The sequence below is a fragment of the Leisingera sp. ANG-M1 genome (assembly GCF_000813745.1).
Classification (GTDB): domain Bacteria; phylum Pseudomonadota; class Alphaproteobacteria; order Rhodobacterales; family Rhodobacteraceae; genus Leisingera.
The window spans coordinates 13,093-37,607 of record NZ_JWLC01000024.1 but is presented as its reverse complement, the minus strand read 5'-3'; the positions used below and the strand labels follow the sequence as shown (position 1 = coordinate 37,607).

Genomic DNA, 24,515 nt, shown 5'->3' with positions numbered 1-24,515 from the left:
GTAAAGCTAGGCCGGTCTTGGCTACCGCAGCCGTGCCGCCCAGCAATGATCTTGCGGGCACAGGTCTTTGCTTCGGCGCCTGGGCAAAAGTTGTGCAGATACCCGTATCCGGACAGCGGCAAAATTTGATAGGGTCATAGAAGCTTAAAATCCGCTGCCGCACGGAAAGACGCTGCTGATTGGGTGCAGGGTCCGCCCGTCCCGGCGGTCAAAGACGCCTCAGGTGCAAGCCTGGACGGCCTAACCAAAACAATCGAGTCTTTTGCATGACAACAGCAGAACAGAGTATTCAGCAGGCACGCCCCCGTCCGCTCAGCACGGCCGGCTTGCCTGCGGGCCTGTGGTCGATGACCCATGTGTTCCGGCACGGCCAATGCGATCCGGCCGGCATCGTCTATACCCCCAAGTTTTTTGACGTCTTCAACCAGGTAATCGAAGCCTGGTTCTGCAAGCGCCTGGGCATCGGCTATTACGAAATTATCGGCCCCCGCCGCACCGGTCTGGGCTATGTGAATGCTGCAGCGACATTTTTCACCCCTTGCATGATGGGCGAAAAAGTCGAGATCTTTGTCGCTGTCACGGCAATTGGCAGTAAATCCTACCAGCTTCAGCTGCATGCAATGAAGAACGGCCGCGAGGCTTTGCGTGGAAATTTTACTACTGTAACCACTTGCCTGGACGAGCACCAAGCCATCCCAATCCCCCCGGATATCAAGGCCGCACTCGCCGCGTATGCAGAGCATAGCAGCTGATCCGGCGCTGCAAATCATCTGTCCGGAGGCGGTTTCCGATGGTTCGCCCGTTGCGGGGACAGCTTTGACGTGACCGAATACTGGCGGCCATAAGGCCGTTCTTTTGAGGGCTAGATCCATCTGATCAGACCATTTTGGGGTCTAAAAAGCAGAGCTTTCTGCGATACCGTCACTGTGATCGGGAAGAAACTCAACACCGCCTTGCTATTGGCCCGGGGCCTGCCGCGTTTGGCTGCTGAGATCCTGCTGATCAGCCTCAAGGAAAATCGGAGCAGGCGGTTTGCCTGCTCCGGCCTTTACGGAGCAAATCTGCTTGCTGCTCCGGATCAGACTTCGAAACGGTACTCGTCCGGCTGCCAAGCGTAGGCCGTGCCAGAACGCAAAACCCGACCGAACGTCGGGAAGGGAAGATGCGCAGAGGCAACCAGCACGCCTTCGCCTGCGGCCATGTCCAACAGGCTGGCGCGGGTTTGTTTTCCTGTTGCACCGTCGACGTCAAAGGCCAGGCCCGCCTCCGGGTGGGCAAACTGAACCGATGCGACACCGCAGGCATCCCCCCAGATCAGCAGATCCTCGCCACCCGAGGACAGGCGGTAACCGCTGTGGCCGGGGGTGTGCCCGTAGAGCGGCACCGCCGTGATGCCGGGGATTACCTCGGGCGCGCCCGAGAAGACGTTTATGCGGCCGTCATAGGCCTTTTTCACGCCGATGGCGGCGTCAAACCAGGATTTGGCAAAGTCCGGTGCGCTCGACTGCTCGTTTGCTGAAGTCCAGTAGCTGAACTCGAGCCCCGCAACATGAAGCTGCGCATTCGGGAACACAGCGGCGCCGTTTTCCAGAAGGGCGCCGATGTGGTCGGGGTGCATGTGGGTGATCAGAATGTCATCCACCTGGTCCGGCGTATGGCCAGCGGCGGCCAGCGCGGACAGAAACTTTCCGGCAGTTGGACCGAACAAATCAGCCGAGCCGGTATCAACCAGCACCAAGCGGCTGCCCTGATTGATCAGATAGGAGGTGACGCCGATCCGGATCGATCCGTTGTCTGGCAGTCCGGCAGCAGCCGCCAGTTCTTCGACCGAAGCCTGCTCGATGCCGCTCCAGAACCCGTGGGCAACATCAAGGTACCCGTCCAAAAGGGCCGTGACTTGAGCCTCGCCCACCTTGCGACGGTAAAAGCCTGGCGCCTGCCCTGCTGCCAGGGGCGCCTTGGCCGATAGGGCGCCGGGCAAGGCCGTGGCTGCCGCGGCTACGGCTGCCGTGCCAAAAACTTGTCTGCGTGTGATTTGTGTCATGTTCTATCTCCTTGCTAATCAATCGCAAGCAGCACCGGGCAAAACCGTATGCATGCTCAAACGCCATGCGCGCTCCAGCCAACCGGCTTCCCATGCTTGCACTGATTGAAGAGAACGATAAAATCGTGGAAACTAAACGAGAAGTACGCACCTTTTAGTGCCTATAGAGTTTTCACAAATGCTTGATGTTAAGCCTGACCCCTACGCAGCCCTCTGCCCCTCCCGCCAGATCATCGCGGTGATCGGCGACAAATGGTCCCTGCTGATTATCCCGCTTCTGCTTGACGGACCCAAGCGGAATGCCGAGCTGCTGCGGGCGATCGAGGGGATTTCGCAAAAGATGCTGACTCAGACTTTGAAACGGCTGGAAGACTACAATTTGATCACCCGCCGCGACTACGGCGAGGTGCCGCCCCGTGTGGACTATCGTCTTTCGCCGCTTGGGCAGTCTCTGGCAGCCGTGATCAGCACGCTCGACAATTGGGTGATTGAGAACTTTGACGGCATGATCCGGAAGCCGCAGAAATCTTGAACCCGCCTATTCAATCTGTCACAAGCAGAACCGCCCCGGCAGGGGCGGCTTATTTGCATAGGGGAGCCGGCAGCTCGGGCCGGGGTTCATTGCCGCTGGCGCCATTGCTGCTCATAGGTCTCAAAAGCTTCCGCGAACCCCTCCAGCGGCCATGCTAGGTTGAAACGCCGGCCATGCCGGCCGGTGAATTCAAAGTGGAAAACACCGCCCTGTTGCATCGCCTGCAGAACCGCAGCCGATTCTTCCGCATCCAGGCTGCAGTCCGCCCACAGCAGGCACCGGCGGTCCTGCATCTGCCAAACGGTCCGGCCGTCTCTGTCTATCCGGAAACCATCCGCTGCAAAGGCCGTTCCCGGCTCAGGGCCGAACATGACATCATGCCTGCCGCCTGCTCCGCCCCGCGGCGTCACGAATGTGAACATGGCGCCAAACGCTGGGGCTTCGGCATAGACATCCACCCAGCGGATGTAGCACCTCCGTTTCAAGGCCCCCTGCTCCTCACGTTCATCGCAGATGGTGTTCCAGATGCCATGCGAAGAATAATGCGTGACCCGCCAGTTCCCCGCGGTGTCACGCCCTTGCAGGTCTTGCGCTCCGGCGGCACCCGCAATCAGCAGGCCGATGCCGCCGGCCAGGCCGCGCAGCCGGCTCATCCGCTTTGGCCTGCCAGTTGCCGCGCTGCCTCCATTGCCGCACGCCAGTCATGGCCATGGACTGACACAATCCCACCAGCCTGCGAAACAAAGAAGATCGGCGGATAGACAAACTTCAGATGAGGAGCCGCGAGACGCAGGATTGGATCACGCTCGCCGTAGACACCCGGGGTCGGCACATCCCGCGTCCGCGGGATCACGTTGTCCTCTACCGCGAAACCCAGCGCGTTCCCTTCTGCCCTGACCTCAGCCAGGTGGTCCCTTTTGAAAGCCATGCAGGGCGGGCAGTCCTCGGCGCCATAAAAGTGGAACGTGACCGCCCCGGCAGCGTTTGACTGACCGCCCGCGGCCACGGCCAGCGCAGCCATTGCAGCGGCACAAAACATCCGTCTCTTCATCATCTTATCTCCTGTTTTGGAAAATTCTCATTCGGGTGCATCCGGGGCAGATACACGCAGCAGCTGCTGGACCACCGGAGCAATTGCCTGCCCTAAGCGGCGTTGAGCCTCGGCAGACAAGTGTACGCCATCAGCCCCGTCGGCACTGATGATCTGTCCTGCGTCGAACATCGGTATGCCCGTCCATTGCGACATCAGGCTGAAGGCTGATGCCAGACGCTCCGAAGGCTCCTCCGCAGCGCCAAAGAGATATCCCAGCGCCCCCTTGTGCGGATCTATCAGGGGAGGCGGTGCAACGACGAGAACCTGCCGCACCCCGCCTGCACGCAGGATCCGGGCCAGTGAAAAGGCTGAGCGCGCTATCGTCTCAGCATCCCGCTGCAGCCCCGCCTGAAGGTCATTTGTGCCCAGCATGATGACTGCGAGATCCAGCGGCATATGCTGCGCCGCCACCTGAGGGATAGAGGTGCGAACCGCCAAACCGATGTTGTCCAAAGGCGCCCCGTGCTGCAAATCGGTCCGGCGTCCAATGCGGCCCTCCTCAATGACAACCGCCTCTTCCAGCTCTGCGCCCATAACAGCGCCCCAGCGGCTGCCGCTATCATGCCGGGCACCAGATGCATTCGAACCCCATGTATTGCTGTCACCCAGCACCAGGATACGTGCTTCCGCCAAAGCCAAGCTCGGCAGCAGGTAGATAGCGATGGCAATCAGGTGTTTGCGCATGAGAAGCTCTCCGTTCGGCGACGCGCTTTCAGGCAAATCTACCGCCCGCCTTCGGCTGTATGCAGAAGGCACTTTTTGGTAACTATGCCAATCCGGTTCACATTTGCGGGAGCTTCAGCCCTTGGCGGCGTCTGAAATCCAGTCCACGAACTGCCGCACGGCCCGCTTCCGCATCGCTGAAGGAGAGCGCAACACCCGGTAGTGGTAACCCGGCAATTGCGGGCCTTCGAGCTGCACAAGGCTGTCTTCGAACTCGGAGGAATTCACAATCGTCCGGCTCAGCAGAGCAGCACCATGACCGCGTTTAAGCGCGTCGAAAGCCAAGTTGTAGGCATCAAAGCTCATCCGGCGGAATGTCTCGAAACCATCCCGGCCAGCGGCTGAAAACCAGGCTTTCCAGGACGGTGCCGTCAGCGCGGAATTCTCCCAGCGGACCTCGATCAGGCGCTGCTTGGTCAGCATTTCAATCCGGGCAGCCCTGCCCGGCTTCAGCAGTGATTTGCTGACGGCAGCAACATAGTACTCCTGATAAAGCGCGATTTCCGCGCTGCCTTCGGGAGGCTTTGCACCATAGCGGATCGCCACATCAATTTCGCTGCCGCTCAAATCCGCAACCCCTTCGCTGGCATAGATATTCAGCGTCAGCTGCGGAAAGGTCTCGTAGAACTGGCCCAGCCTGGGCTGTAGCCAGTAGCGGGCGAATTCGCGGGTCGTTGAGATGTTGACTGAATTGGCGTCGATGTTGCCATAGGTCTCCTCAAACGCGGCTGCCAGGCTGTCCATGCCGCGGGTGATATCCGGCAGCATCCGGGCACCCTGGTCTGTCAGCGTGATATTGCGGCCCGAGCGCTCGAACAGCTTGATGTCCAGCAATGTTTCCAGATGCCGGATCTGATGGCTGACGGCAGTCGGTGTCACCGAAAGCTCATCCGCAGCGTCCGAGATGCTCTGCAGCCTGGCGGCAGCTTCAAAAGCGCGGATCGCGTTCAGAGGTGGCAAGCGTCTTTTCATCTCACCCTTTCATGGCATGGACGGCGGTGTCAGACAAAGTTGAAATATCTGCATGAAAGGGATTGAAACTGATTGGGGTCCGGGCCGCCTGGCAGACAGGAGGCCCGGGGCCGCAGCGTCAGTGAATGTCGGAATAGGTGATGCTGACGCTGTCCACGTTCACCAGATCCAGAAACGGCTTGTTCACCGGGTCCGCAACAAATTTGTCCAGAGCGGCACGGCCAGCCTCTTCGCTTTCCCAGTAAACGACTTCAATCCAGACACCGTCAGCCTGAAGCGCCACATGGCGGTCAACGAAGCCTTCGTAATTGGCGTGCAGGTTTGCGTTCACCGTGCCCCCGGCCGCCGCGGCAGACATAGCTTCGACGGTGACGCCTTCCTTGGCCTTGAAGGTGACGTATTCTATGGTTCCGGCTTTCGTCAGGTCTGCGGCCATTGCGGTGGTCATAGCTCCTGCGGCCATGGTTGCTGCAAACACCGCGGTCTTCAGGCCGGTTGCAAATTTCATCATATCGGTCTCCTCCTGTTGCATGATGGGATTGAGTGTGGTGGCATTTGAAAGTCAGAGATTGCGCACTGCCTCAGCGATGGCCTTGCCCAGTTGCGCATGCTGATCCCGGCTCATGTGCAGCCCATCGGCGCCCTGGGCATTGCCTACCGCGGCGCCTGCATCAAAGCTGGCGATCCCCGCCTTGTCCGCGGCGGCTTTCAGTGCGGCACCCAGCGCTTCTGATTTGGCCTTGCCGCCTTCGAACATGGCCGCGAAATCCGGATGCGGCATGTCGTCGACAGGGGCCGGCGACACGACCAGCACCTCGGGCGCGCCGTAGTGATACGCAACACCACCCGCGCAGCCCTGCGCGACTCTGGCCACCTCGATGATGGCTTCGGCAATATCTTCGGCTGAGCGGTTTGTTTCCGCCTTCAGATCGTTGGTGCCCAAAGCGATGATCAGCAAATCCACCGGCATTTCGCGGGCGATGGCGGCGGGCAGCGTTTTGGCGCCATTGAACATATCCGCTTTGATGGCATTCCAATCCATGGAGTCATCAAGGTTGGTTGCCCGTACGGTCAGCCCGTCCACTGCGACCTGATAACCGCTGCCCAGCTCAGCGGCCATCACCCCCGCCCAGCGTTCGCCATCGGCGCAGCGGGTGGAGGGGAAGGCCTCTTCCACACCGATCCAGCCCCAGGTGTTGCTGTCGCCGTAAACAAGGATCTTCTTCTGTGCCATTTCAGGCTTCCTTTCGCTTATTCTGCAATGATGTGGCCGTCTTCCGGGTGCCAGCTGGCGGTCACCCCTGCCCCGGTCTCAAGATCAAGGCTCTGCATGTCGCGCTGCTGCAGCTGAACCGTGATCTGAGTGCCCGCGCCGGTTTCCAGGCGGAGATTGACCAGCGCACCGACAAACTCCTCGCCGATGACGCGGCAGGAGACTTCGTTGTCTGCCCAGCCGGCCGCCGGGGTGATGGAGATCTGATCCGCCCGGACAACCAGGCTGACGTTCTGCCCCGGCGTAAGGCCGGAGCTTTGGGCCGCGTCGCATTTGAAGGTGCCATCGGCGCTCTCCAGCACCAGCTCGCCGTTTTTGCGCGTCCGCACGGTGCAGCCGAAAATTGACGACCCACCCAGGAACTCCGCCACAAAGGGCGTCGCCGGGCGCAGATAGATGTCTTCCGGGCTGCCGGCCTGCTCGATCCGGCCCTTGTTCATGATCACCACGGTGTCCGCCATCGAGAACGCCTCGGAATGGCTGTGGGTGACATAGATGAAGGTGATGCCCAGCTCGCGCTGGAGCCGTTTCAGCTCGCCCTGCATTTGCACCGACAGATGCGCGTCCAGGGCCGACAGCGGTTCATCCAGCAGCAGCACCGAGGGTTCAGTAACCAGGCAGCGCGCCAGGGCAACCCGCTGCCGCTGGCCGCCGGACAGCTGGTCGATGCCGCGGTCTGCATATTCGCCCAGGCCCAGTTTCTTCAGCCAGACCTGTGCCCGGTGCTTGCGTTCCGCCGCGCCCACGCCGTTCATCCGCAGGCCGAATTCGACGTTTTCGCGCACCGTTAGGAAGGGGAACAGCGCCAGGGATTGCCAGACCATCGGCATTTCGCGCTCCCAGATCGGCAGGTCGTTGATCCGCCGTCCCTGGTGCAGGATGTCACCGCCGCTGGCCTCTTCCAGCCCGGCCAGCATCCGCAGCATGGTAGATTTGCCGCAGCCCGAAGGGCCCATGATGGCGATGAATTTCCCTTCTTCGATATCCAGGTTGAGGTTTTCCACCGCCACCGCCGGACCATAGGTCTTGCGGAGGTTTTTCAGCGAGATATGGGCTTGGCTCATGGCACGCTCCTGCGGCTGCGGCGCTGCGTCACGCGCGGGTTGAAGGGGGGAGAGAGAGTTCATTTTGCGTCCTTCGTCAGGCGGCGCAGCACCAGGAACTGGGCGCCCAGGATCAGGGAGATTGAGGTCACGAATGTGATGGAGCCGATGGCATTGATGCGTGGGCTGACGGCGGATTGCAGGAAGCTGAGGATCCGTACCGAGGACGTTTCCTCCAGCCCGCCGACAAACCAGGTGACCGCGTATTCATCGAAGCTCACCGCCATGCACAAAAGGAAGGCAGCCAGCACCGAGGTTTTGGTCGACGGGATGATCACCGCCCGGAACGCACGCCAATTGGACGCGCCCAGGTTCTGCGCCGCGAATTCGAGGTCGCCGTCGATCTGCGAAAACCGCAACCGGATGATCGCCATCGCAAAGGGAGAGGTCAGCACGATGTGGCTGACGATGATGGCGGGCAGCGTGCCGGACAGGCCGATGCGGGACAGATAGGCCAGCATCGCCAGGCCAATCACCACCAGCGGGATCAGCGGCGGCATCAGCGCAAAGACCAGCACCAGCTTTTTGCCAAGGAAGTTGAACCGGTAGTCGGCATAAGCCGCAGCAAAGCCCATCAGGGTGGCCACTGGCGCCACGATCAGCGCGATTTTGATGGTGTTCTTGAAGGCATCGATCACCAGCGCATCCGCCAGGATCAGCCGGTACCATTCCAGCGTGAAGCCGCCGAGAGGAATGGTCGGGAACCGGTCGGAGTTCAGCGAGAACACAAAGTTTGTCAGGATCGGCGCATAGAGGAACACGAGGGCCAGGCCGGTGAAGGCAAGGGTCAGACGGCGGGTGGTGCGGGTGACACGCATGGGTCAGGTCCTCCGGTAGGCATAGGCGATCGAGGCCAGCGCGGTGAGCAGCAGCGTCGCGATCATCATTAGGGCGACGACGGCGGCGCGGGGCCATTGCTGGCCGGATTTCACGGTGTCAGCGATCAGGATGGACAGGGTCGTGAACTTGCCGCCGCCCAGGTAGGTTGCCGTCACGAAATCCCCGAAGCTGAAGATGAAGGCAAACAGGGCGCCCAGCACGATCCCAGGCCGGGCAGCCGGCAGCACCGTGGCAAACAGCACCCGGCGCGGGCCGCAGCCAAGGTTGTAGGCCGCATCAATCAGGGTCCGGTCCAGCGACAGGAGCGAGATCGATTGGATCACGATCACCAGCGGCAGCGTCAGGGTGACCAGCCCGATCATCAGCGCCAGCGGTGTGTTCAGCAGGCTTCCGGTCTCAATGCCGATGGCCGCCATCAGCTTCATCACGATGCCGTTTTCGGTCAGATAGATCTGCCAGGAGTAGATACGCACCAGGTAGGAGGTGAAGAAGGGCACCACAAACAGGCCCAGTAGCACCATCCGGGCGCGCGGGCTTAAAAAGAAACTGATGGCCAGCGCGCAGGGCAGCGCTACCAGCGTAGCCAGCGCCGCGGCGCTGGCGGCGATTGCCGCGGTACGCGCATAGGCAGACCAGAAATACCCGGCGGTCAGGATCTTCTGCCAGTTCTCCAGCTGGAAATCCGGCGTCAGCAGAAAGTTCTTCACATCCCAGAAGCTGAGCCAGATCAGCAGGACCATCGGCCCCAGAAAGAACCCCGCCAGCCAGACCGGCAGCGGCAGGCTCCACATGGCGCCATAGGCGGCCCGGGACAGGCGCCGGGCTTGTAGGAGAGAAGTCATGGTATGTGTCCTTCGGCTCTGGGAAGGGTCGTGAGAGGTCCCGCTGCCAATCGGAGCCCGGCAGCGGGACCAAAAGCACCTGAGAGGGGAGATCAGGCGCTCTTGTAGGCGGACCAGAAGTCGTTCCAGTCACCCAGATCCTGCTGCACCGGCAGCTGGCGGATGTGGATGCGGCCCTTGCGGATCAGGTCGATGGCGTTGCCGTCACCCTTAAACATTCCCAGATGGCGGGCATCTTCAGGCTTCTCGGCAATCATCCGTTCCCAGCCGGCTTGCGACGGGATAATCGCGGGGAACACGTTCAGATTGGCCAGGTTGTACTGTCCGGCAGGGCTGGAGGCGTGCTGGATGAACTTGCGCGCCAGCTCTGCCTTGCGTGATCCGCGTCCGATCGAGAAGCTTTCAGTGAACTGGATGCCGCCCTGCTCCGGGATAGTGGTGGTGACATTGGCGCCATCGCGGCGCAGCACGCCGGTAATCCACTCGCCGATCCCCGGCATCACGGTGACTTCCCCGGATTTCAGCGAAGACAGAACGCCGCCATAGTCGTAGAAACCACGCACCTGCGGCTTCAGACTCAATGTGGTTTCCTGCAGCTTGTCCCATGCGCCGCCGCTGATGTCATAGGGCTGCGCGTTGCCGTTGCGCAGGCTCAGCACGCCGAGATTGGGCAGGTGCCAGTCGAAATGGCCGACCTTGTCGTGGTGCTTGGCGTCCCACAGCATGTCATAGGACATCGCCTCTTTGACCGAAACCGCGTCCAGATTGTGGGAGATCCCCAGGAAGCCGAAGCGGCTGATCACCGCATAGAGTTCGTCATCATGCCAGTGGCCCGGGAACTTGTGGAACTCCGGATAGAAGTCATCAAACGGGTAGTCGGCCGGATCCAGCTTCTCGACAAAATTGGCACGGACCAGCTGCTGCACATATTCGGCATCCGCGTGGATCAGATCATAAGTCCCCGCCGGGGACTGCGCCAGAAGGGCCAGCATCTGTTCGCCGCCGACATAATACTTCGGGGTGATTTTGACGTTGTGCAGCTCTTCGAATTCGGCAACCGCATCCGGTTCCGCCTGGCCGTACCAGGCCAGCATCGTCATTTCGGTAACGGATTGCGCCCGTGCGATCATTGGTATCGCCAGCGCACCGGCTGCCATGGCACTTGTCTTTAGAAGACCCCGCCGTGTGAGATTATTCTTGGCCATTTCCGGCTCCTCCCTTGCGTGATGAAGGAAGTATCCAGCCCGGCCGCCGGCCCAACAATCGAGCAGAACTCAGCCGTTTCAAAGATTTTCTCAGCCTTTGGACGCGGCCAATCCGTGAATTTTACAGGCTGCAACCCTTGGCAGCTGCAAACCGGCCGCCGAATCTCAACCCTGGGGCATGAATTGCTGGCCATAGGCGCTGTCCCGGAACAGGTCCGCCTCGCTCAGCAGCCAGTCCTGAAACGCCTTGATCTTCGCGGTGCGGGCCCGCTCCACCGGGCAGACCAGGTAATAGCTGCGATCCTTTAGCACCTGCGGGATGGGGGCGGCAATGCGCCCCCGTTCAATCTCGCGGGATGCTGCGATCACGCTGACAAGGGCGACCGCGCGGTTGTCTATGGCGGCCTCAATACACATGATTTCATCGCTGAAATGCGCGATCGGGCGGATCTGGCAGGCTGGCACCCCGGCTGAGGCGAACCACGCTTGCCAGTTTGGATCGCCGTCTTCGAACCCAAGCCATTCATATTCGACCAGATCCCGGCTCAGCAGGTCTTCCGGGGTTCTGATCATGCTGCTCAATTTACGGGCGCAGACCGGGGTCACAAAGTCATCCAGCACCCAGGCCGCATGGGCGCCGGGGTCGGGCGTATCCGTGTATCTGATCGAAATATCAACGGAGTACCGCGCAAAATCCAAAACGCTGTCCGAAGCGATGACTTTGACATCGAGCTGCGGATACAGGCGGCTGAATTTCGGTAGCCGGGGGCTGAGCCAGCTCCAGGCAAAAGAGCGCGTGGTGGTCACCACCAGCTCGCCCTCGATTTCATCCATGCTGAGCTGCGCCACGCCCTGGTTCAGCTGGCTGAAAGCATCGCTGACAAAGGGGCTCAGAATTTCGCCCTCAGCAGTCAGCTTCAGCGACCGTGTCAGCCGGTGGAACAACGAAATACCCAGCTGTGTTTCCAAGGTCTTGAGCCGGTGGCTGATCGCGGTGGGTGTCAGCGACAGTTCCTCTGCCGCCAGCTTGATGCTCATATGCCGGGAGACGGCCTCGAAGGCCTGAAGGCTGGTCAGGGGCGGCAGGCGTTTCACGGCGTGAACCTCTCTTTTCAAGGGGCAGGCCCCTCCCGCGCGGAAGAGGCCTGCAGGTTCAGTCTGGAGTTAGCCGCGCCTCGCACGCAATACGTCCAAACCGGCCGCCACAACCAAAACGATACCAGTTGTCATGAGACTCAATTCAGTTGGCACATTCATCAGAATCAGCCCGTTCGACAGCATCCCCAGCAGCCAGACACCGAGCACGACCCGCAGGACCGAGCCCTTGCCGCCGGTAAAAGGGATACCGCCCAGCAGAACCGCCGTCAGAACACTAAGCTCAACCCCGATGCCCAGGGTGCCGGCGGGGGCCGAGTTGATCCGCGAAATGCTCATCAGTGCCGCAACCGCCACAAAGAAGCCAGTGGCTGCATACAGACCCACGCCAATGGCCTTGACCCTGAGGCCGACCAGGAAAGCCGCCCGCCGGTTCACCCCCAGCGCCACAATCTGCGGGCCGATAGGCAGCAGGGCCATGACCGCCGCCCCAAGAGCGATGACTGCAAGCATGATCCAGGTCAGGACCGGAAGGCCGAAGATCCGCTCGTAGCCGATGACCAGGAATTCCTCCGGAAAACCGAAGATCGGGTTCGGCGCCAGCCATTGGGCCAGCCCGCGGATGAGGGTCAGCGTGCCCAAGGTCACAATGATCGGGGACATCCCGATTGACGACACAAGCACCCCATTGATCAGCCCCGCGCCTGTTCCAACAGCCAAGGTGAGCAGCACCGCGCCTGTAATCCCCAAAGGTTCAAAGCTGAGCCCGGCAACAACACCGCAAAGCGCCAGGGTGGAGCCGACAGACAGGTCGATCTTGCCAGCCATCAGCAGCATGGCGAAAGGAATGGAAATCGTCATCAGCGCTGACACTTGCACCGAGATCGCGATCCAGTTGTTGGCGGTCATGAAGACCGGCGCTTTTACATAGAAGAACAGCGCCAGCAGGGCGATGGCTGCCGGCAATGCGGCCGCCACCGCGATCTCGAACCAGTCGCGTTCGGCTTTTTCGTCAGCCGCCGCCGCGGCCCGTGTCAGTCCGGTATCTGTCATTGCGTCAATTCCATTTCCTTTGCTTCAGGCTCTGCAGCCGCTGGATCCTGTTGCGCGCTGTGCTCTGCGCGGTGAGCCAGCTCGATCAGCATTTCTTCATCCTGCGGGTTGTCGATCAGGGCCACTTGCCTGCCGCGGCCCAGCACCAGCACCTTGTCGGCCAGCAAACAGATCTCGGTCGCGTCCGACGAGGCCACCGCGACTGCCGTGCCCTTGCGCTTCACATCCGCCAGGGCCTCGTAGAGCTCGTGCCGGGCGCCAATGTCGACGCCCTGGGTCGGCTCATCCAGCAGCAGCAGCTTCAGCCCTGTCCCTTCGACCAGCCAGCGGCCCACCATGATCTTCTGCGCATTGCCGCCGCTGAACCGTTGCCCCTGCAGTCGCGGGTTGGGCGGCTGGATGTTCAGCCGGCGGGCGGCGCGTTCGAACTCCCGGCCTTCGCGGCGGAAATCGCGCAGCAGCCGCGGCATCGGCGAGCGTCCGAAGTGCGGCACAAGCAGGTTTTCGACAGCAGCAAAACTGGCAAACAGGCTCTGCTCCTTGCGGTCGCTGGCCACCAGGGCGACACCCTGCGACAACGCCTCGCGCGGCGCAGCAAAGCTGACATCCTGCCCGTCGAGCTCTATCCGGCCGCTGGATTTCGGCGCAGCACCTGACAGGCATTCCAGCAGTTCGGTTCTGCCCGCCCCCATCAGCCCGTAGATGCCAAGAACCTCGCCTGCCCGCAGTTCGGCGCTGACAGGCCCGACAAATCCGGTGCTCAAACCATCCATCTTCAAGACAGCGGGACCACTGGGCGTGAAGCCAGGCCTTTCTATCCCCTTCAAAAGCGCATCCGGGGAAATTGCATCCGTCATGTCGGCGATGGTCACCTCCTCCACCGGCCGTGTCCAAAGGATACGCCCGTCCCGCAGGATGGTGACCTGATCCGCGACCTTGTGGATTTCATCCAGAAAATGCGTGACGTAGATGACTCCGATCCCGTCCTTGGCAACCGCCTGCCGGATCACCGCATGCAGCGCCTTGGCCTCCTTGTCAGAGAGCGAGGCCGTCGGCTCATCAAGAATGAGAAACCTGGGTTTCAGCCGCAGCGCACGCGCGATTTCCACCACCTTGCGCTCGCCGACGCCCAGCGTTCCAAGTTCGGCCCGCGGATTGATACCTGAAACCCCAAGCCGCGCAAGCAGCTCCCGCGCCTTGCCGTTCTGGGCGCGGCGGTCCACCCTGCCGCCGCGCTTGATTTCATGTCCAAGAAAGATGTTCTCGGCAACGGTCAGCCCTTCAAAGACCTGAAAGTGCTGATAGATGATCGCCACGCCCAGGTTCTGCACCTGCCGCGGCGTGGCATCGCGCAAGGAAGCTCCACCCGCAAGAATATCGCCCTTGTCCGCGTCCTGCGCTCCGCTGATGCAGTTCAGCAGAGTGGATTTGCCTGCGCCATTTGCTCCCAGGAATGCCAGAACTTTTCCGGCCTCGACCTGCAGGTCCACCCCTTTGAGTACGGCAACAGAGCCATAGGATTTGCGAAGATCCTTCACTTCAAGACGCATTTCCGCCTCCTTGCCGGTTCCACGCATCAGTTTTCGTAATTCGAAAGAAGGAAGTTCAGCAGCGGCTGGTCGGCCTTGCTGGCCAGCACAGTGGGCGTGTAGGCAAAGCTCGGCCCTTTCTCGCGCACGGCATTCAGTGCTAGATCAACGATATTGGCGCCCAGTTCATTGATCAGGATCGCCGCGGAGGCCCGGTAAGCCCCGCCCTCGTTCACTGCACTCAGCCCTTCCAGAGAGCCGTCCTGGCCGCCGACAAACATCGCGTCCGCATCTGCATCTGCCAGTTTGATCGCCCGCATGGCGCCAACCGCCGCGTCATCTGCCATGCCGATGATGATATCCAGATCCGGATGCTGCTGCAGGACCGTTTCCGCAACCCGCAGGCCGTTGGTCTGATCAGCCGCGTCCTGTTCCGACACCACCTCAATACCATTTTCCGAGAAGATCCGGATCACCTCGGTCCAGCGCGGGGCAAGCGAGGGCAGCGGAGTCAGCGTGGTCACAAGCGCCTTGGCATCGGTCACACCGTTTTCCTTGGCCCAATCAACGGCTGCCTGAGCCACGATCTGGCCGGACTGGGCGTGATCAAAGCCGACAAAGCCATCCGACCCGTCCATTTTGCCCAAGTATGTCAGCCACCTGATCCCCTGCGCCTGGGCCTGGCGCTGCAGCGGCTGCAAAGCTGTGGGCTCAATCGGCAGAACAACGATGGCGTCAACGCCAAGAGTGATCCAGCCCTGGATCGCATTGATCTGCTGCTCCAGATTATTGGCCTGTGTGTTGTCATGCAGGACAGTCACGCACCCCAGCTGAGCGGCGCGTTCATCGGCAAACCGGCGCACCTGCTTGACGATTGCAACCTCTGAAACCGAGTGGCTGTAGGCCACCTGGTAGGTTTGGCCGCCGGCGCAGGCATCCGCTGCGGCTTCCCGGATCTGTTTGATGGTGACTTCTTTGACCTCATCGGCCTGAGCCAGCGTGCCAGCGGCAAGGCCGATCGCAAGGGCCAGTTTTTTTGTGATGGTCTTCATTGGATTTCCCTGTTGTTTGCGGGCTGCGGACGGCTGCCTTTGGCGGCAGCTCTTGATTTGGGCGGGATCAGCAGACCCCGCCCGGCGGCCGGTTCAGAATTCAAAGAGGTTCGAGTATTTCACCGACAGCGAGTCGCCGTTGACCAGCGCCAGGAAACCCTTGGTGCGCGGGTCTTCGACAAATCGCGGCAGGGCCGCTTCGGCATCTTCCTGCGAGGTCCAGTAAACAACCTCGACCCAGGAGCCATCGGTGTTTCTGGCCAGGTGGCGGGCAACGAACCCGTCATAGCCTTCCAGCACTTCGTCCATGGCCAGGGTTTCGCGCAGGAACGCATCCGGGTTGGCGCCGTCGATCAGGTTGAACTCAAGATATTCGACAACAACTGCCTTGTTGATCGGCAGCGCCTCTGCCATGGCGCCGGCGGCGGCGGTCACAGTCATGGCAGCGGCAAGCGCTAGAGATTTCAGCATTTTCATTGGTATTCTCCTGTTGGTTGGGCAAAAGGCGGCCGGCACGCCGCGGGGTCGCCAGCGTGTGGGATCCGGCCCTAGAGGCAGTCCGGACCGTTAGAGGGCAATCCGGCTGTAGTGCTGCGCCCACGGGCGCAGGCGTTCAAAGACCGCAGCGGCAGCCAGCACGTCGCCGTCGGCTTGGCGGCGTCCGGCAATGTGCAGGCCAACCGGCAAGCCGGAAGCACCCAGGCCCGCGGGAACCGACACAGACGGGTGGCCGGTGAAGTTGGTCAGGAAAGTCGGGCACCAGCCGATCAGCGGATCAATTTCCACACCGTTGATTTCGCTGGGGCCTTTGGTGTTGCCATCCGCGGTGTTCTTGACCGGCATCGCGCTCACCGTGGGTGAAACGATCAGGTCGTATTTCGCAAAAGTGGCCTGGTAGGCATCGAACACTTCCGAACGGACAGAGAGGTCGCGGTAGAGATCATCCGCGCTGTAGCCCGGCCCGACGCGCTCCACCCAGTCAAGCAGGTCGGGCGCCAGTCCATGGCGATGCTCTTCGGACAGCAGGTCAAGACCTGAAGCCTTGATGGCGTCAAAGCTGTGGCGCATGATCGGCACAAACAGGCGGCACCAGATGTCGCTGTATTCGCGCTGGTCTCGGGTCAGGCCGATCTTGATCTCTTCCACTTCGGCGCCAGCCTGTTCGAACACTTTGACAGCATCAGCGACGACGTCGCTCACCTCGCCTTCGATCGGGAAGACATCCAGGTCCGGGCTATAGCCGATCTTCATCCCCTTGATGCCGCGCAGGGCTGCATCCGAGAAGTCGTTGACCATCTGGTGGCAGTTCGGGTCGCCGGGATGCGCACCTTGCAGAATACCCAGCGACAGGATCGCATCCTCGACATTGCGGGTGATGGTGCCTTCAAAGATGTAGGGCAGCGTGTTGGCAAAAGCATTCGGGCGCACCAGCAGCGGCGTGCGGCCTGCCGAGGCCCGGTAGCCGACGGTGTTGGTCCATGCGGCTGGAATTCGGATCGACCCGCCGCCGTCGGTGCCCTCGGCAACCGGCAGCATGCCTGCGGCAACCGCGGCGGCGGAACCGCCCGACGAGCCGCCGGCATTGCGGTTGGTGTCAAACGGGTTGGCAGTCGGGCCAAAGGCCGCGTTGTCCGTGGTGCCGCGATAGCCCATTGCCGGGCTGTTGGTCTTGCCGACAAAGATAGCGCCTGCTGCTTCCATGCTCTCAACGAAGCCGCATTTCATGTCGGCAATGTTGTTCTTGAGCTGCGGAATACCTCCCAAAGTGCTCGGCCAGCCCGGTTTGAAGTCAAACAGGTCTTTCATCGCAGTCGGCACACCATGCAGCGCACCCAGCTCATCGCCGCGGGCGACAGCCTCGTCTGCGGCCTTGGCGGCATCCCGCGCCTCGTCAAAGGCGGTAAAGACAAACGCGTTCAGTTTTTCGTTGCCCGCTTCGATCCGCGCAATCGCGGCCTCCATGACCTCTGACGCGGAGACACGCCGCTCGCGGATGGCAAGCGCTGTTTCGGTTGCGCTCAGCTTGGCAAGGTCTGCCATGTTTCAACTCCTCCCGTTGATGTGCCCGGTACCGGCAGTTTCCGGCCCGGCTTGCCAACAGGATGGCGGAGCTGGGGATTCCAACAACTGAGAAAAGCTCAGGCCATGGGTGAAGAGGTTTTCCACAACAAAAACAATGAGTAACAGGTTTGCTTGTTGCCGTGAAATTTGCTGACCGGTGCAAGCTGGAAAACCGGCGCAGACTGGCTGTCAAAAGCACAAAACACGGTGCGGAGACAGCCGCTCCGCACCGTGTGTCTGTTGTATCGTCCTAAGGCCGAATGCCAGGGACGCAGGCCAGTTACTCAGCCTTTTCAGGCGGCTTGGGCTTGAAGGCACCGGCCACGCCTTCCGGGAAGAAAATCACCGTAACCACCACGGCCACCCCGAGCAGCAGCAGCCGGTAGTCATCGAAGCTGCGCAGCAGCTCGTTCCCTATGACCACGGTAAACACCCCGGCTATGGCCCCGGGAAAGCGCCCCATGCCGCCAATCGCCAGCATGACCATTGCCATCAGGAAGAACTCTGTCCCCAGCACCTTGGGTGTCACCACAGAGGTGTAATGCGCATAGATCCCTCCGGCGACGGCCGTGAAAACCGCCGAAACGACAAAGGCCAGCAGCTTGTATTTATACTCATTCACCCCGATTGCCTGAGCGAATGTTTCGGCGTCCCGCATCGCGATGAAGGCCAGCCCCATGCGCCCGCGCAGAATGACGAAATAGATCAGATAGACACAGACGGCGCCGAAGGCGAGAGACACCCAGTACCAGGTCAGCTTGTCGATGGAGGACACTTGGAAGCCGAAAAGGTTGAGCCAGGGGATTCCCAGCAGTCCGGTGTTGCCACCCATGCCGATGGCTCTGCCCTGCTGGATCAGAGGCGGCAGCGCCAGATGCACCGCAAAGGTAAAGAGCGCCACATATTCGCCTTTCAGCCGCAGGCTGGGCACGGCCACCAGCACCCCGATCCCGGCACCGACCAGCGCGGCAGCGCCAATGGCCAAGAGCGGGGTCAGCCCGGCATAGATCGACAGCATCGCCGAGCCATAGGCGCCAAAGGCAAAGAACACGAGCTGCGCGTAGTTGAAAATCCCGGCATAGCCCAGAATCAGATCCCAGCTGGCGATCACGATGCACCAGATAAAGACCAGAATGAAAATGTGCCGGACATAGCTGTCGCCCAGAAGCCCTCCCAGCAGGGCAAGCCCGCCGACGAGCGCCCAGAAAATCAGGCTGCTGCGGCCCAGACCGGCGCCGGTGAATTGCGACGTAATTGATGCGGATCGGTCAGCCATCTTAGTTCTCCCAGACTCCGAACAGGCCTTTGGGGCGGATCATCAGCACGGCGATCAGCATCACCAGCCAGGCCGGCATGGCCCAGCTCGGGCCGATGTAGAAAATGACAAAGGCCTCGAGGATCGCGAGGATGAAGGCGGCAACAAAGGCACCCTTAGTACTGCCCAGCCCGCCAAGAACCACGATCACAAAGGCCTTGAGAAACGGCGCCCAGCCACCCAGCGGCGAAACCAGGAACACCGGCGCCAGCAGGATCCCGGCGATTCCGGTCAGCACCACCGACAGGGCGAAGGTCAGCGAAAACACCTGATTGACGTTCACACCCACCTGATTGGCGCCCTGCATATCCTGGCTGACCGCCCGGACGGCCTGACCATAGCGGGTGGCAGAGAGGAAGTATTCCAGCGCGGCGACCAGCCCAAGGGATATGGCAAAGATCCAGATCCGGTACCAGGACAGGGTGATCCCGCCGATTTCCAGCACGCCTTCGGTGAACGGCGGAATGGTTTTGGTGCCGGGACCAAAGACCAGCTGCAGGCCGTTTTCCACGATGAAGGCGAGGCCCAGCGTCACCATAATGGTGTTGATCTTCCAGTTTGCGCTGCCCCGCAGCGGCCGGATGATCAGCCGTTCAATACCGATGCCCGCCGCTGCCAGAATCGGGATGGCAACCAGCACTGCCAGCCACAAAGGCAGGTTGAAATGCCCTACGACCAGGAACCAGGCCAGAAAGCCCCCCAGCGAATAGAGCGAGCCATGGGCAAAGTTCAAAATGCGCGAGGCGCCGTAAACCAGCGACAGGCCAACTGCGACAACGCAATAGACAGCCCCCTGGGTGATCCCGCTCAGCAGGATTTCAACGATCTGTGTCATAGAGCCTCCTGCAGGCTGCGGCTGTCTGCTTCGGTGACCACGCCCTCTTCAATGGAATAGACCCGGTCGATCATCCCTTCGAGCAGCGCCAGGCTTTGTTCGACCAGCAGCACGGTGAGCCCTTCGCGGTTCAGCTGTGACACGGTGCGCAGCATGGTTTCCGTGAGGTTCGGCGCCAGTCCCAGAGAGGGTTCGTCAATGGCAAGAAGCGACGGGTTGGACATCAGACCCCGCCCCAGCGCCACCATCTGCGCCTCGCCGCCGGACAATGAGCGGCACAGCTGGCCGCGGCGCTCCGCCAGGCGCGGATACAGGCTGAACACGCGGTCCAGGTTATCTTTCTCCCGCCTGCGCGCTTCAGGCAGATAGGCGCCAAGCTGCAAGTTCTCCAGCACGGTCATATCGGGAAACAGGCGGCGGTCTTCGGCCACATAGACCAGGCCCCGGCCAACCAGATGCGGCGCCTTGCGACCGGCAATGTCCTGGCCGTCAAAAGTTATTTGGCCGGATTTTGCAGGCACCAGCCCGCAAATCGTCTTCAGAAGGGTGCTTTTGCCATGGCCATTGGCCCCAGCCACGGCAACCAGCTCCCCCTTGTTCACGCGCAGCGATGCATCATGCAGCACATGGAAATCGCTGTAGAAGGCGTTGACGCCGTTCACCTCAAGCATCGTGTTTCTTTCCAAGATAGATTTCGACCACATGGTCGTCGTTCAGCACCACTTCGGGGCGGTCCAGCATCACAAACTCGCCGAAATTGATGATCAGGATGCGGTCAGCGATCTCAGCCAGCGCCCGCGTTTTGTGCTCGACCATCACGATGGTGATCCCCAGCTCCTCGCGGACGTGACGGATCACCTGCAGGAATTCGACGATTTCCTCGGCGTTCAGCCCGCCAAGCGGTTCATCCATAAAGATGATTTCCGGCCCCGTTGCCAGTGCCGCCCCCAGCATGATCCGTTTGCGGGTCAAAAGATCAGCCTGCGACGCCGGAAGGTTCAGCGTGTCCTCGAGCTGGGTCAGGTAGAGGATATCCTGGATCGGGATATCCGGCGCTGACCCCCGGGCCTCGCTGCCGAACATCTGCCCGGCCAGAAGGTTTTCCCCCACCGTCACCGACGACAGCAGCGTCGGGATCTGGAACGTCTGGGCAATTCCCAGCCCGCAGCGGCTGTGGCGTTTGAACCCGGTCACGTCCTTGCCATTGAACAGCACCCTGCCCCGGCTTGCGTGCAGCCCGCCGGTGCACACGTTCATCAAGGTTGACTTACCGGCGCCATTCGGGCCCGCCACCCCCAGAATCTCGCCCCGCTCGATCTGAAAGGACAGATCCGTGAGCGCCCGGAACGGCCCGAATTGTATGGTTACGTTTTCAAGGGACATTTGTGTCATGAAGAGAGCTTTCTGGACGGTTTGCCTGCATCAGGCCTGCTGTCTGAAAAATGCCGCGCCTCCGGAGAAGGGGGGAGAGCGAAGGCGCGGCAGGTGCCCGGACCGTTACTTGATCCAGGAAGGAGTCACGATGTCGGCGACCTTTTGATCGCCCACCACAACACGGACGCGCTCGTTGTTCTGCACCTGGAACAGCTGCGCAGGCTGGGTGTCCGGCCCGTTGTCAATGAAGTTGCGGTCGTTGAACGCAAAGGTTCCGACCAGCCCCTGGTACTTCATGGTGCGGATGGCCTCGGCAACGGCCGCATGGTCTGAGGCATCGCCTACCTGTTCGACAGCGGCAGCCCACATATTCACCATGTCATAGACCGCAGCGGCCAGGCTGACCGAAGGCTCGCTTCCATAGGCAGCCTTCCAGCTTTCAACAAATTCCGCACCGGCCTCGTTTTCCTGATGCGCATTCAGGGTGAAGGCCAGCAAGCCTTCCGCCTGCCCCTGGGCGATCACATCGTCAAGGCCGGTGGTCGCGCCGATATACCCGACGTTCAGCAGCGCCTTGCCTGCGGGCTTGTCCTTGTATTGCGACAGGAAAGTGGTGGCGACGGCAGGCTCCAGCGCCTCCAGGTGGATCAGCGACGGTGCGGCCTCGCGGATCTGCGACTGAATACCGGTCCATTCCACGGTGTCATAAGGCACTTCCTGCACATAGACGACGTCCCAGCCTGCTTCTTCGGCGGCAGCGGCCATGGATTTGGCGTTGTTGATGTCCCATTCGAAATCGCCATGCACAATTGCCAGGCGTTTGGTCTCAAACGCGTGGCCGGTTTTCAGCACCATGTCGAACTGAGCCCGGCCGTAGTTCAAGCCGACGTCGGAGGCATTGAAGATCGCGTTGCAGCGCATCCGCTCGGCCAGGTCGACAACGCCGATCACCGCGTCATTGTGGATGTAGGGAATGCCGTAGGGGCAGAAGGCAGGAATATCCGGCCCCATGCCGCCGTAACCGTTGATCAAAGCGCTGACTTGTTCCCGCTCGATCAGATTGGCGGCGGCCGCCGCCAGCTTATCCGGGGTCAGGTCGCCGATATCGAAGGTCACAACCTCGACCTGATTGCCGAGCAGCCCGCCGCCTGCGTTGATTTCACCAACCGCCAGATTGATTGCCTGCTCCATCGTTTCACCATCCGCGGCGAAATAACCGGTCAGCGGAATCGGCGCGCCAAGCGAAATGGTATCGGCATGGGCCGCGCTCCCTGCCGCGGCAATAGCACCGGCAAGCAGACCGGCCTTTGCCCGGACCTTTAGAGAATTGAAAACCATGTAAGTTCCTCCCGTTGGAACAGCTGTGTTTTTGGCAAGGCTCCGCCCCGGGCGCACAGACGCCCTGCCGCAAACCGCAGACTGCGGGCAGGCTTACAGATCCTTGCTGAACAGAGGCCTGTGAGGCCGCAGAGCGCCCATGCCGGACGCTGTGCATCCCGACACTAACCGCGGCCCGCGGGATCCGCGCCTGAAATCTCCTCATCCAAGGGCTGAGGTTTCGTCGGGTGACAGAAACGGCCCGTGCGCCTCACTTATTCGGGAAATTCAAAAGGAGGTTTCCATGACCGATCAGGAACGCAACAAGGCCACAGTGGCTGACATCTACGCCACCTGCTGGAACAAGAACGATATGCAGCGCGTCGACGAGATCTTTGACGAAGACGTGCGCCACGGCCTTCTGCTGGATGGCTGGCCTTCCGGCCGTGATGGCTTCAAAAAACTGGTGGCGTTCTGGCGCGAGGCGTTCCCCGACATCCACGAAGACGCGATTGACCTAGTGGCCGATGGCAACACCGTGATGTCCCGCTTCCGCCTGCGCGGCACCCACCAGGGCGACTTCTATGGCATTCCCGGCACCGGGCGCAAAGTCGACATCTATGGTGCCGAGTGGTTCAAGTTCGATGAGAACGGCAAGGTCACTGATTACCTCTATCACGAAGATACCTTGGGCCTGTTCTTCCAGCTGGGCGTCATGCCGCTGCCGCATCTGGCCATTGCCGGTGTCGACGGCTCGCAGAAGTAAAGCCGCTGCCCATGGACCTTTCCAAGCTGCCCTCGGTTGTTGACGGCGAGACGCTGTCAAACAGCTTCCTCGGCAATGCGGTTGAGCTGTGCATTGTCACCGATGACCACGAGAAAACTATGGAGGGCCTCTGCCGGCTAGGGATTGGCCCATGGGCCGTTTACACCTTTTCGCCGGAAACGGTATCGGACCAGACATATAAAGGCGAACCCTGCAAATTTGCGCTCAAAGTCTGTTTTGCCCAATCCGGCAACATGATCTGGGAGCTGATGCAGCCGCTTTGGGGGCCTTCGATTTTTCAGGACTTCCTCGACAAGCACGGCCCGGGGTTCCACCACGTGGCCTATGACTGCAACGATATACCTTGGGAAACCCGTATCAGCGAACTGGAAAAACGCGGTTTCAAGATGGTGCAGTCCGGAAAATGGCAGGGCCAGAACGCCTTTGCCTTCTTCGATACCGAAGACGTCACAGGCACCACATTCGAGACTTATCATTTCCCCGAAGGCTGGGACTATCCCGAGCCGGAAAGCTGGTTCCCTGCCCCGCCGCCTAACGGGGCGGACTGGTAACAAGCTCCCCCAATTACCGCGGTGCCCGCTCCGGCCGACGCCGCCTTTTTTCAGGAGACAGCAAGATGACTCATCCCGCGACAGTGGGCTTCAGCGGCCAGACCGTCATGGTAACCGGTGCCAGCCGGGGGATTGGCTATGGCGTGGCCCGCGCCTTTGCGCAGCATGGCGCAAACCTGCACATCCTCGCACAGGGGGAGGAAATACATGATGCCGCCCGCCAAATCGCAGATGAAACCGGTCAAAGCGTGACCGGCTGGACCTGCGACATCACCGACAGTGCCAGGGTTGATGAGGTTTTTGCGCAGGCAGGCCCGCTGGGTGTGTTTGTCGCCAACGCCGGGCTGGAGGCTGTCACCCCGATCAGCGACCGCAGCGCGAGGGCCGAGACGCTGTTCCGCCGGGTGACCGAGATCAACACCATCGGAACCTATCTGACCACCCGCGCCGCGCTGCCGCAAATGGGGCCTGGCGGGCGGATTATCATCACAGCATCCATTTGGGGCAGTACCGCAGTGCCAGAACTCAGCGCCTATGTGGCCTCCAAACACGCCAACATCGGCTTCATGCGCTCTATTGCCAAAGAGCTTGGCCCGCACGGCATCCGGGTCAACGCAGTCTGCCCGGGCTGGGTCATGACCGGCCCTGCCCGGAACACACTGCAGGAAATGGCACGGGAGCGCGGTGCGGCCGAAGATGTCATCGCCCAGGAAATCAGCGCGGAGCAATCCCTGCCCGGGGTGCAATCTGCCGATGATGTCGCGCTCAGCTATCTTTATCTCGCGTCCCCGCTGGCGGCCAACATAACCGGTCAGACTCTGAACGCGGATCGCGGTGCAGTGCAGGGCTGACCACGCTCAGCTTAGATTTTCTTCTCTCTGGCCTGAAGATTCCTCAGTTTTCGCGGGCGGGCCTTTGG

The 24,515-nt window shown here is 61.0% G+C and carries 27 protein-coding genes; 5 read left to right on the top strand and 22 right to left on the bottom strand.

The window, feature by feature from the left end:
* The first annotated feature begins 266 nt into the window (after nucleotides 1–266).
* On the top strand, nucleotides 267–752 hold the full coding sequence (locus tag RA19_RS19085; RefSeq protein WP_052261940.1) for an acyl-CoA thioesterase: 486 nt from the start codon (nucleotides 267–269) through the stop codon (nucleotides 750–752).
* A 326-nt stretch (nucleotides 753–1,078) separates the two neighbouring features.
* Here RA19_RS19085 and RA19_RS19080 read toward each other — a convergent pair whose 3' ends face one another.
* The gene (locus tag RA19_RS19080) at nucleotides 1,079–2,044 is read right to left on the bottom strand and encodes an MBL fold metallo-hydrolase (protein ID WP_039165646.1); all 966 of its coding nucleotides are present in this window, start codon (nucleotides 2,042–2,044) and stop codon (nucleotides 1,079–1,081) included.
* 178 nt (nucleotides 2,045–2,222) lie between these two features.
* On the opposite strand from RA19_RS19080, the gene RA19_RS19075 reads away from it, so the two are divergent.
* Nucleotides 2,223–2,576, top strand: a complete 354-nt coding sequence (locus RA19_RS19075) for a winged helix-turn-helix transcriptional regulator (RefSeq protein WP_039165644.1) — start codon at nucleotides 2,223–2,225, stop codon at nucleotides 2,574–2,576.
* Between the two features lie 86 nt (nucleotides 2,577–2,662).
* On the opposite strand, the gene RA19_RS19070 is transcribed toward RA19_RS19075, so the two are convergent.
* The 21 genes from RA19_RS19070 to RA19_RS18970 form a co-directional block, all read right to left on the bottom strand.
* Entirely contained in the window at nucleotides 2,663–3,229 is a 567-nt protein-coding gene (locus tag RA19_RS19070; RefSeq protein ID WP_039165641.1) for an invasion associated locus B family protein, read from the bottom strand.
* Entirely contained in the window at nucleotides 3,226–3,627 is a 402-nt protein-coding gene (locus tag RA19_RS19065) for a hypothetical protein (RefSeq protein WP_152615825.1), read from the bottom strand. Before RA19_RS19065 ends, RA19_RS19070 begins: the two co-directional genes overlap by 4 nt.
* Nucleotides 3,628–3,654: 27 nt before the next feature.
* Nucleotides 3,655–4,353: a GDSL-type esterase/lipase family protein gene (locus RA19_RS19060; RefSeq protein WP_039165635.1), complete on the bottom strand. Its 699-nt coding sequence runs from the start codon at nucleotides 4,351–4,353 to the stop codon at nucleotides 3,655–3,657.
* Nucleotides 4,354–4,467: 114 nt separating this feature from the next.
* Nucleotides 4,468–5,364 (bottom strand): LysR substrate-binding domain-containing protein, encoded by an 897-nt coding sequence (locus tag RA19_RS19055; RefSeq protein ID WP_039165633.1) that lies wholly within the window; start codon nucleotides 5,362–5,364, stop codon nucleotides 4,468–4,470.
* Between the two features lie 118 nt (nucleotides 5,365–5,482).
* Entirely contained in the window at nucleotides 5,483–5,872 is a 390-nt protein-coding gene (locus RA19_RS19050) for a hypothetical protein (protein WP_206540296.1), read from the bottom strand.
* A 54-nt stretch (nucleotides 5,873–5,926) separates the two neighbouring features.
* On the bottom strand, nucleotides 5,927–6,598 hold the full coding sequence (locus RA19_RS19045; protein WP_039165627.1) for a GDSL-type esterase/lipase family protein: 672 nt from the start codon (nucleotides 6,596–6,598) through the stop codon (nucleotides 5,927–5,929).
* Between the two features lie 17 nt (nucleotides 6,599–6,615).
* The gene (locus tag RA19_RS19040; protein WP_039165625.1) at nucleotides 6,616–7,701 is read right to left on the bottom strand and encodes an ABC transporter ATP-binding protein; all 1,086 of its coding nucleotides are present in this window, start codon (nucleotides 7,699–7,701) and stop codon (nucleotides 6,616–6,618) included.
* Between the two features lie 59 nt (nucleotides 7,702–7,760).
* On the bottom strand, nucleotides 7,761–8,558 hold the full coding sequence (locus RA19_RS19035) for an ABC transporter permease (protein WP_052261939.1): 798 nt from the start codon (nucleotides 8,556–8,558) through the stop codon (nucleotides 7,761–7,763).
* A 3-nt stretch (nucleotides 8,559–8,561) separates the two neighbouring features.
* Nucleotides 8,562–9,422 carry an ABC transporter permease gene (locus tag RA19_RS19030; RefSeq protein ID WP_039165623.1) on the bottom strand — a complete coding sequence of 287 codons (861 nt, stop codon included), beginning with the start codon at nucleotides 9,420–9,422 and terminating at the stop codon, nucleotides 8,562–8,564.
* A 92-nt stretch (nucleotides 9,423–9,514) separates the two neighbouring features.
* Nucleotides 9,515–10,627: an extracellular solute-binding protein gene (locus RA19_RS19025; protein ID WP_039165622.1), complete on the bottom strand. Its 1,113-nt coding sequence runs from the start codon at nucleotides 10,625–10,627 to the stop codon at nucleotides 9,515–9,517.
* A gap of 165 nt (nucleotides 10,628–10,792) precedes the next feature.
* Nucleotides 10,793–11,722, bottom strand: coding sequence for a LysR substrate-binding domain-containing protein (locus tag RA19_RS19020; protein WP_039165619.1), 930 nt, complete (start codon nucleotides 11,720–11,722; stop codon nucleotides 10,793–10,795).
* A 69-nt stretch (nucleotides 11,723–11,791) separates the two neighbouring features.
* Entirely contained in the window at nucleotides 11,792–12,775 is a 984-nt protein-coding gene (locus tag RA19_RS19015; RefSeq protein WP_052261938.1) for an ABC transporter permease, read from the bottom strand.
* Nucleotides 12,772–14,325, bottom strand: a complete 1,554-nt coding sequence (locus RA19_RS19010) for a sugar ABC transporter ATP-binding protein (protein ID WP_193748305.1) — start codon at nucleotides 14,323–14,325, stop codon at nucleotides 12,772–12,774. The genes RA19_RS19015 and RA19_RS19010 overlap by 4 nt, the downstream gene beginning before the upstream one ends.
* 26 nt (nucleotides 14,326–14,351) lie before the next feature.
* Nucleotides 14,352–15,356: a sugar ABC transporter substrate-binding protein gene (locus tag RA19_RS19005; protein ID WP_039165617.1), complete on the bottom strand. Its 1,005-nt coding sequence runs from the start codon at nucleotides 15,354–15,356 to the stop codon at nucleotides 14,352–14,354.
* A gap of 93 nt (nucleotides 15,357–15,449) precedes the next feature.
* Entirely contained in the window at nucleotides 15,450–15,833 is a 384-nt protein-coding gene (locus tag RA19_RS19000) for a hypothetical protein (protein ID WP_039165616.1), read from the bottom strand.
* Nucleotides 15,834–15,923: 90 nt separating this feature from the next.
* Entirely contained in the window at nucleotides 15,924–17,396 is a 1,473-nt protein-coding gene (locus RA19_RS18995; protein ID WP_039165614.1) for an amidase, read from the bottom strand.
* A gap of 301 nt (nucleotides 17,397–17,697) precedes the next feature.
* Nucleotides 17,698–18,693: a branched-chain amino acid ABC transporter permease gene (locus tag RA19_RS18990; protein ID WP_039165611.1), complete on the bottom strand. Its 996-nt coding sequence runs from the start codon at nucleotides 18,691–18,693 to the stop codon at nucleotides 17,698–17,700.
* 1 nt (nucleotide 18,694) lies between these two features.
* The gene (locus RA19_RS18985; RefSeq protein WP_039165608.1) at nucleotides 18,695–19,567 is read right to left on the bottom strand and encodes a branched-chain amino acid ABC transporter permease; all 873 of its coding nucleotides are present in this window, start codon (nucleotides 19,565–19,567) and stop codon (nucleotides 18,695–18,697) included.
* Nucleotides 19,564–20,238, bottom strand: a complete 675-nt coding sequence (locus tag RA19_RS18980; RefSeq protein ID WP_039165606.1) for an ABC transporter ATP-binding protein — start codon at nucleotides 20,236–20,238, stop codon at nucleotides 19,564–19,566. The genes RA19_RS18985 and RA19_RS18980 overlap by 4 nt, the downstream gene beginning before the upstream one ends.
* Nucleotides 20,231–20,950 carry an ABC transporter ATP-binding protein gene (locus RA19_RS18975; RefSeq protein WP_052261936.1) on the bottom strand — a complete coding sequence of 240 codons (720 nt, stop codon included), beginning with the start codon at nucleotides 20,948–20,950 and terminating at the stop codon, nucleotides 20,231–20,233. Before RA19_RS18975 ends, RA19_RS18980 begins: the two co-directional genes overlap by 8 nt.
* Nucleotides 20,951–21,064: 114 nt before the next feature.
* Entirely contained in the window at nucleotides 21,065–22,279 is a 1,215-nt protein-coding gene (locus RA19_RS18970) for an ABC transporter substrate-binding protein (RefSeq protein ID WP_039165602.1), read from the bottom strand.
* A gap of 283 nt (nucleotides 22,280–22,562) precedes the next feature.
* Here RA19_RS18970 and RA19_RS18965 point away from each other — a divergent pair, with 283 nt between their 5' ends.
* The 3 genes from RA19_RS18965 to RA19_RS18955 all read left to right on the top strand — a co-directional run bounded on the left by RA19_RS18965 (nucleotide 22,563) and on the right by RA19_RS18955 (nucleotide 24,447).
* Entirely contained in the window at nucleotides 22,563–23,024 is a 462-nt protein-coding gene (locus tag RA19_RS18965; RefSeq protein WP_052261935.1) for an ester cyclase, read from the top strand.
* An 11-nt stretch (nucleotides 23,025–23,035) separates the two neighbouring features.
* A complete protein-coding gene (locus tag RA19_RS18960; RefSeq protein ID WP_039165600.1) occupies nucleotides 23,036–23,596 on the top strand; it encodes a VOC family protein in 561 nt (186 codons plus the stop codon).
* Nucleotides 23,597–23,661: 65 nt separating this feature from the next.
* A complete protein-coding gene (locus RA19_RS18955) occupies nucleotides 23,662–24,447 on the top strand; it encodes an SDR family NAD(P)-dependent oxidoreductase (protein WP_039165597.1) in 786 nt (261 codons plus the stop codon).
* Nucleotides 24,448–24,515: the final 68 nt, after the last annotated feature.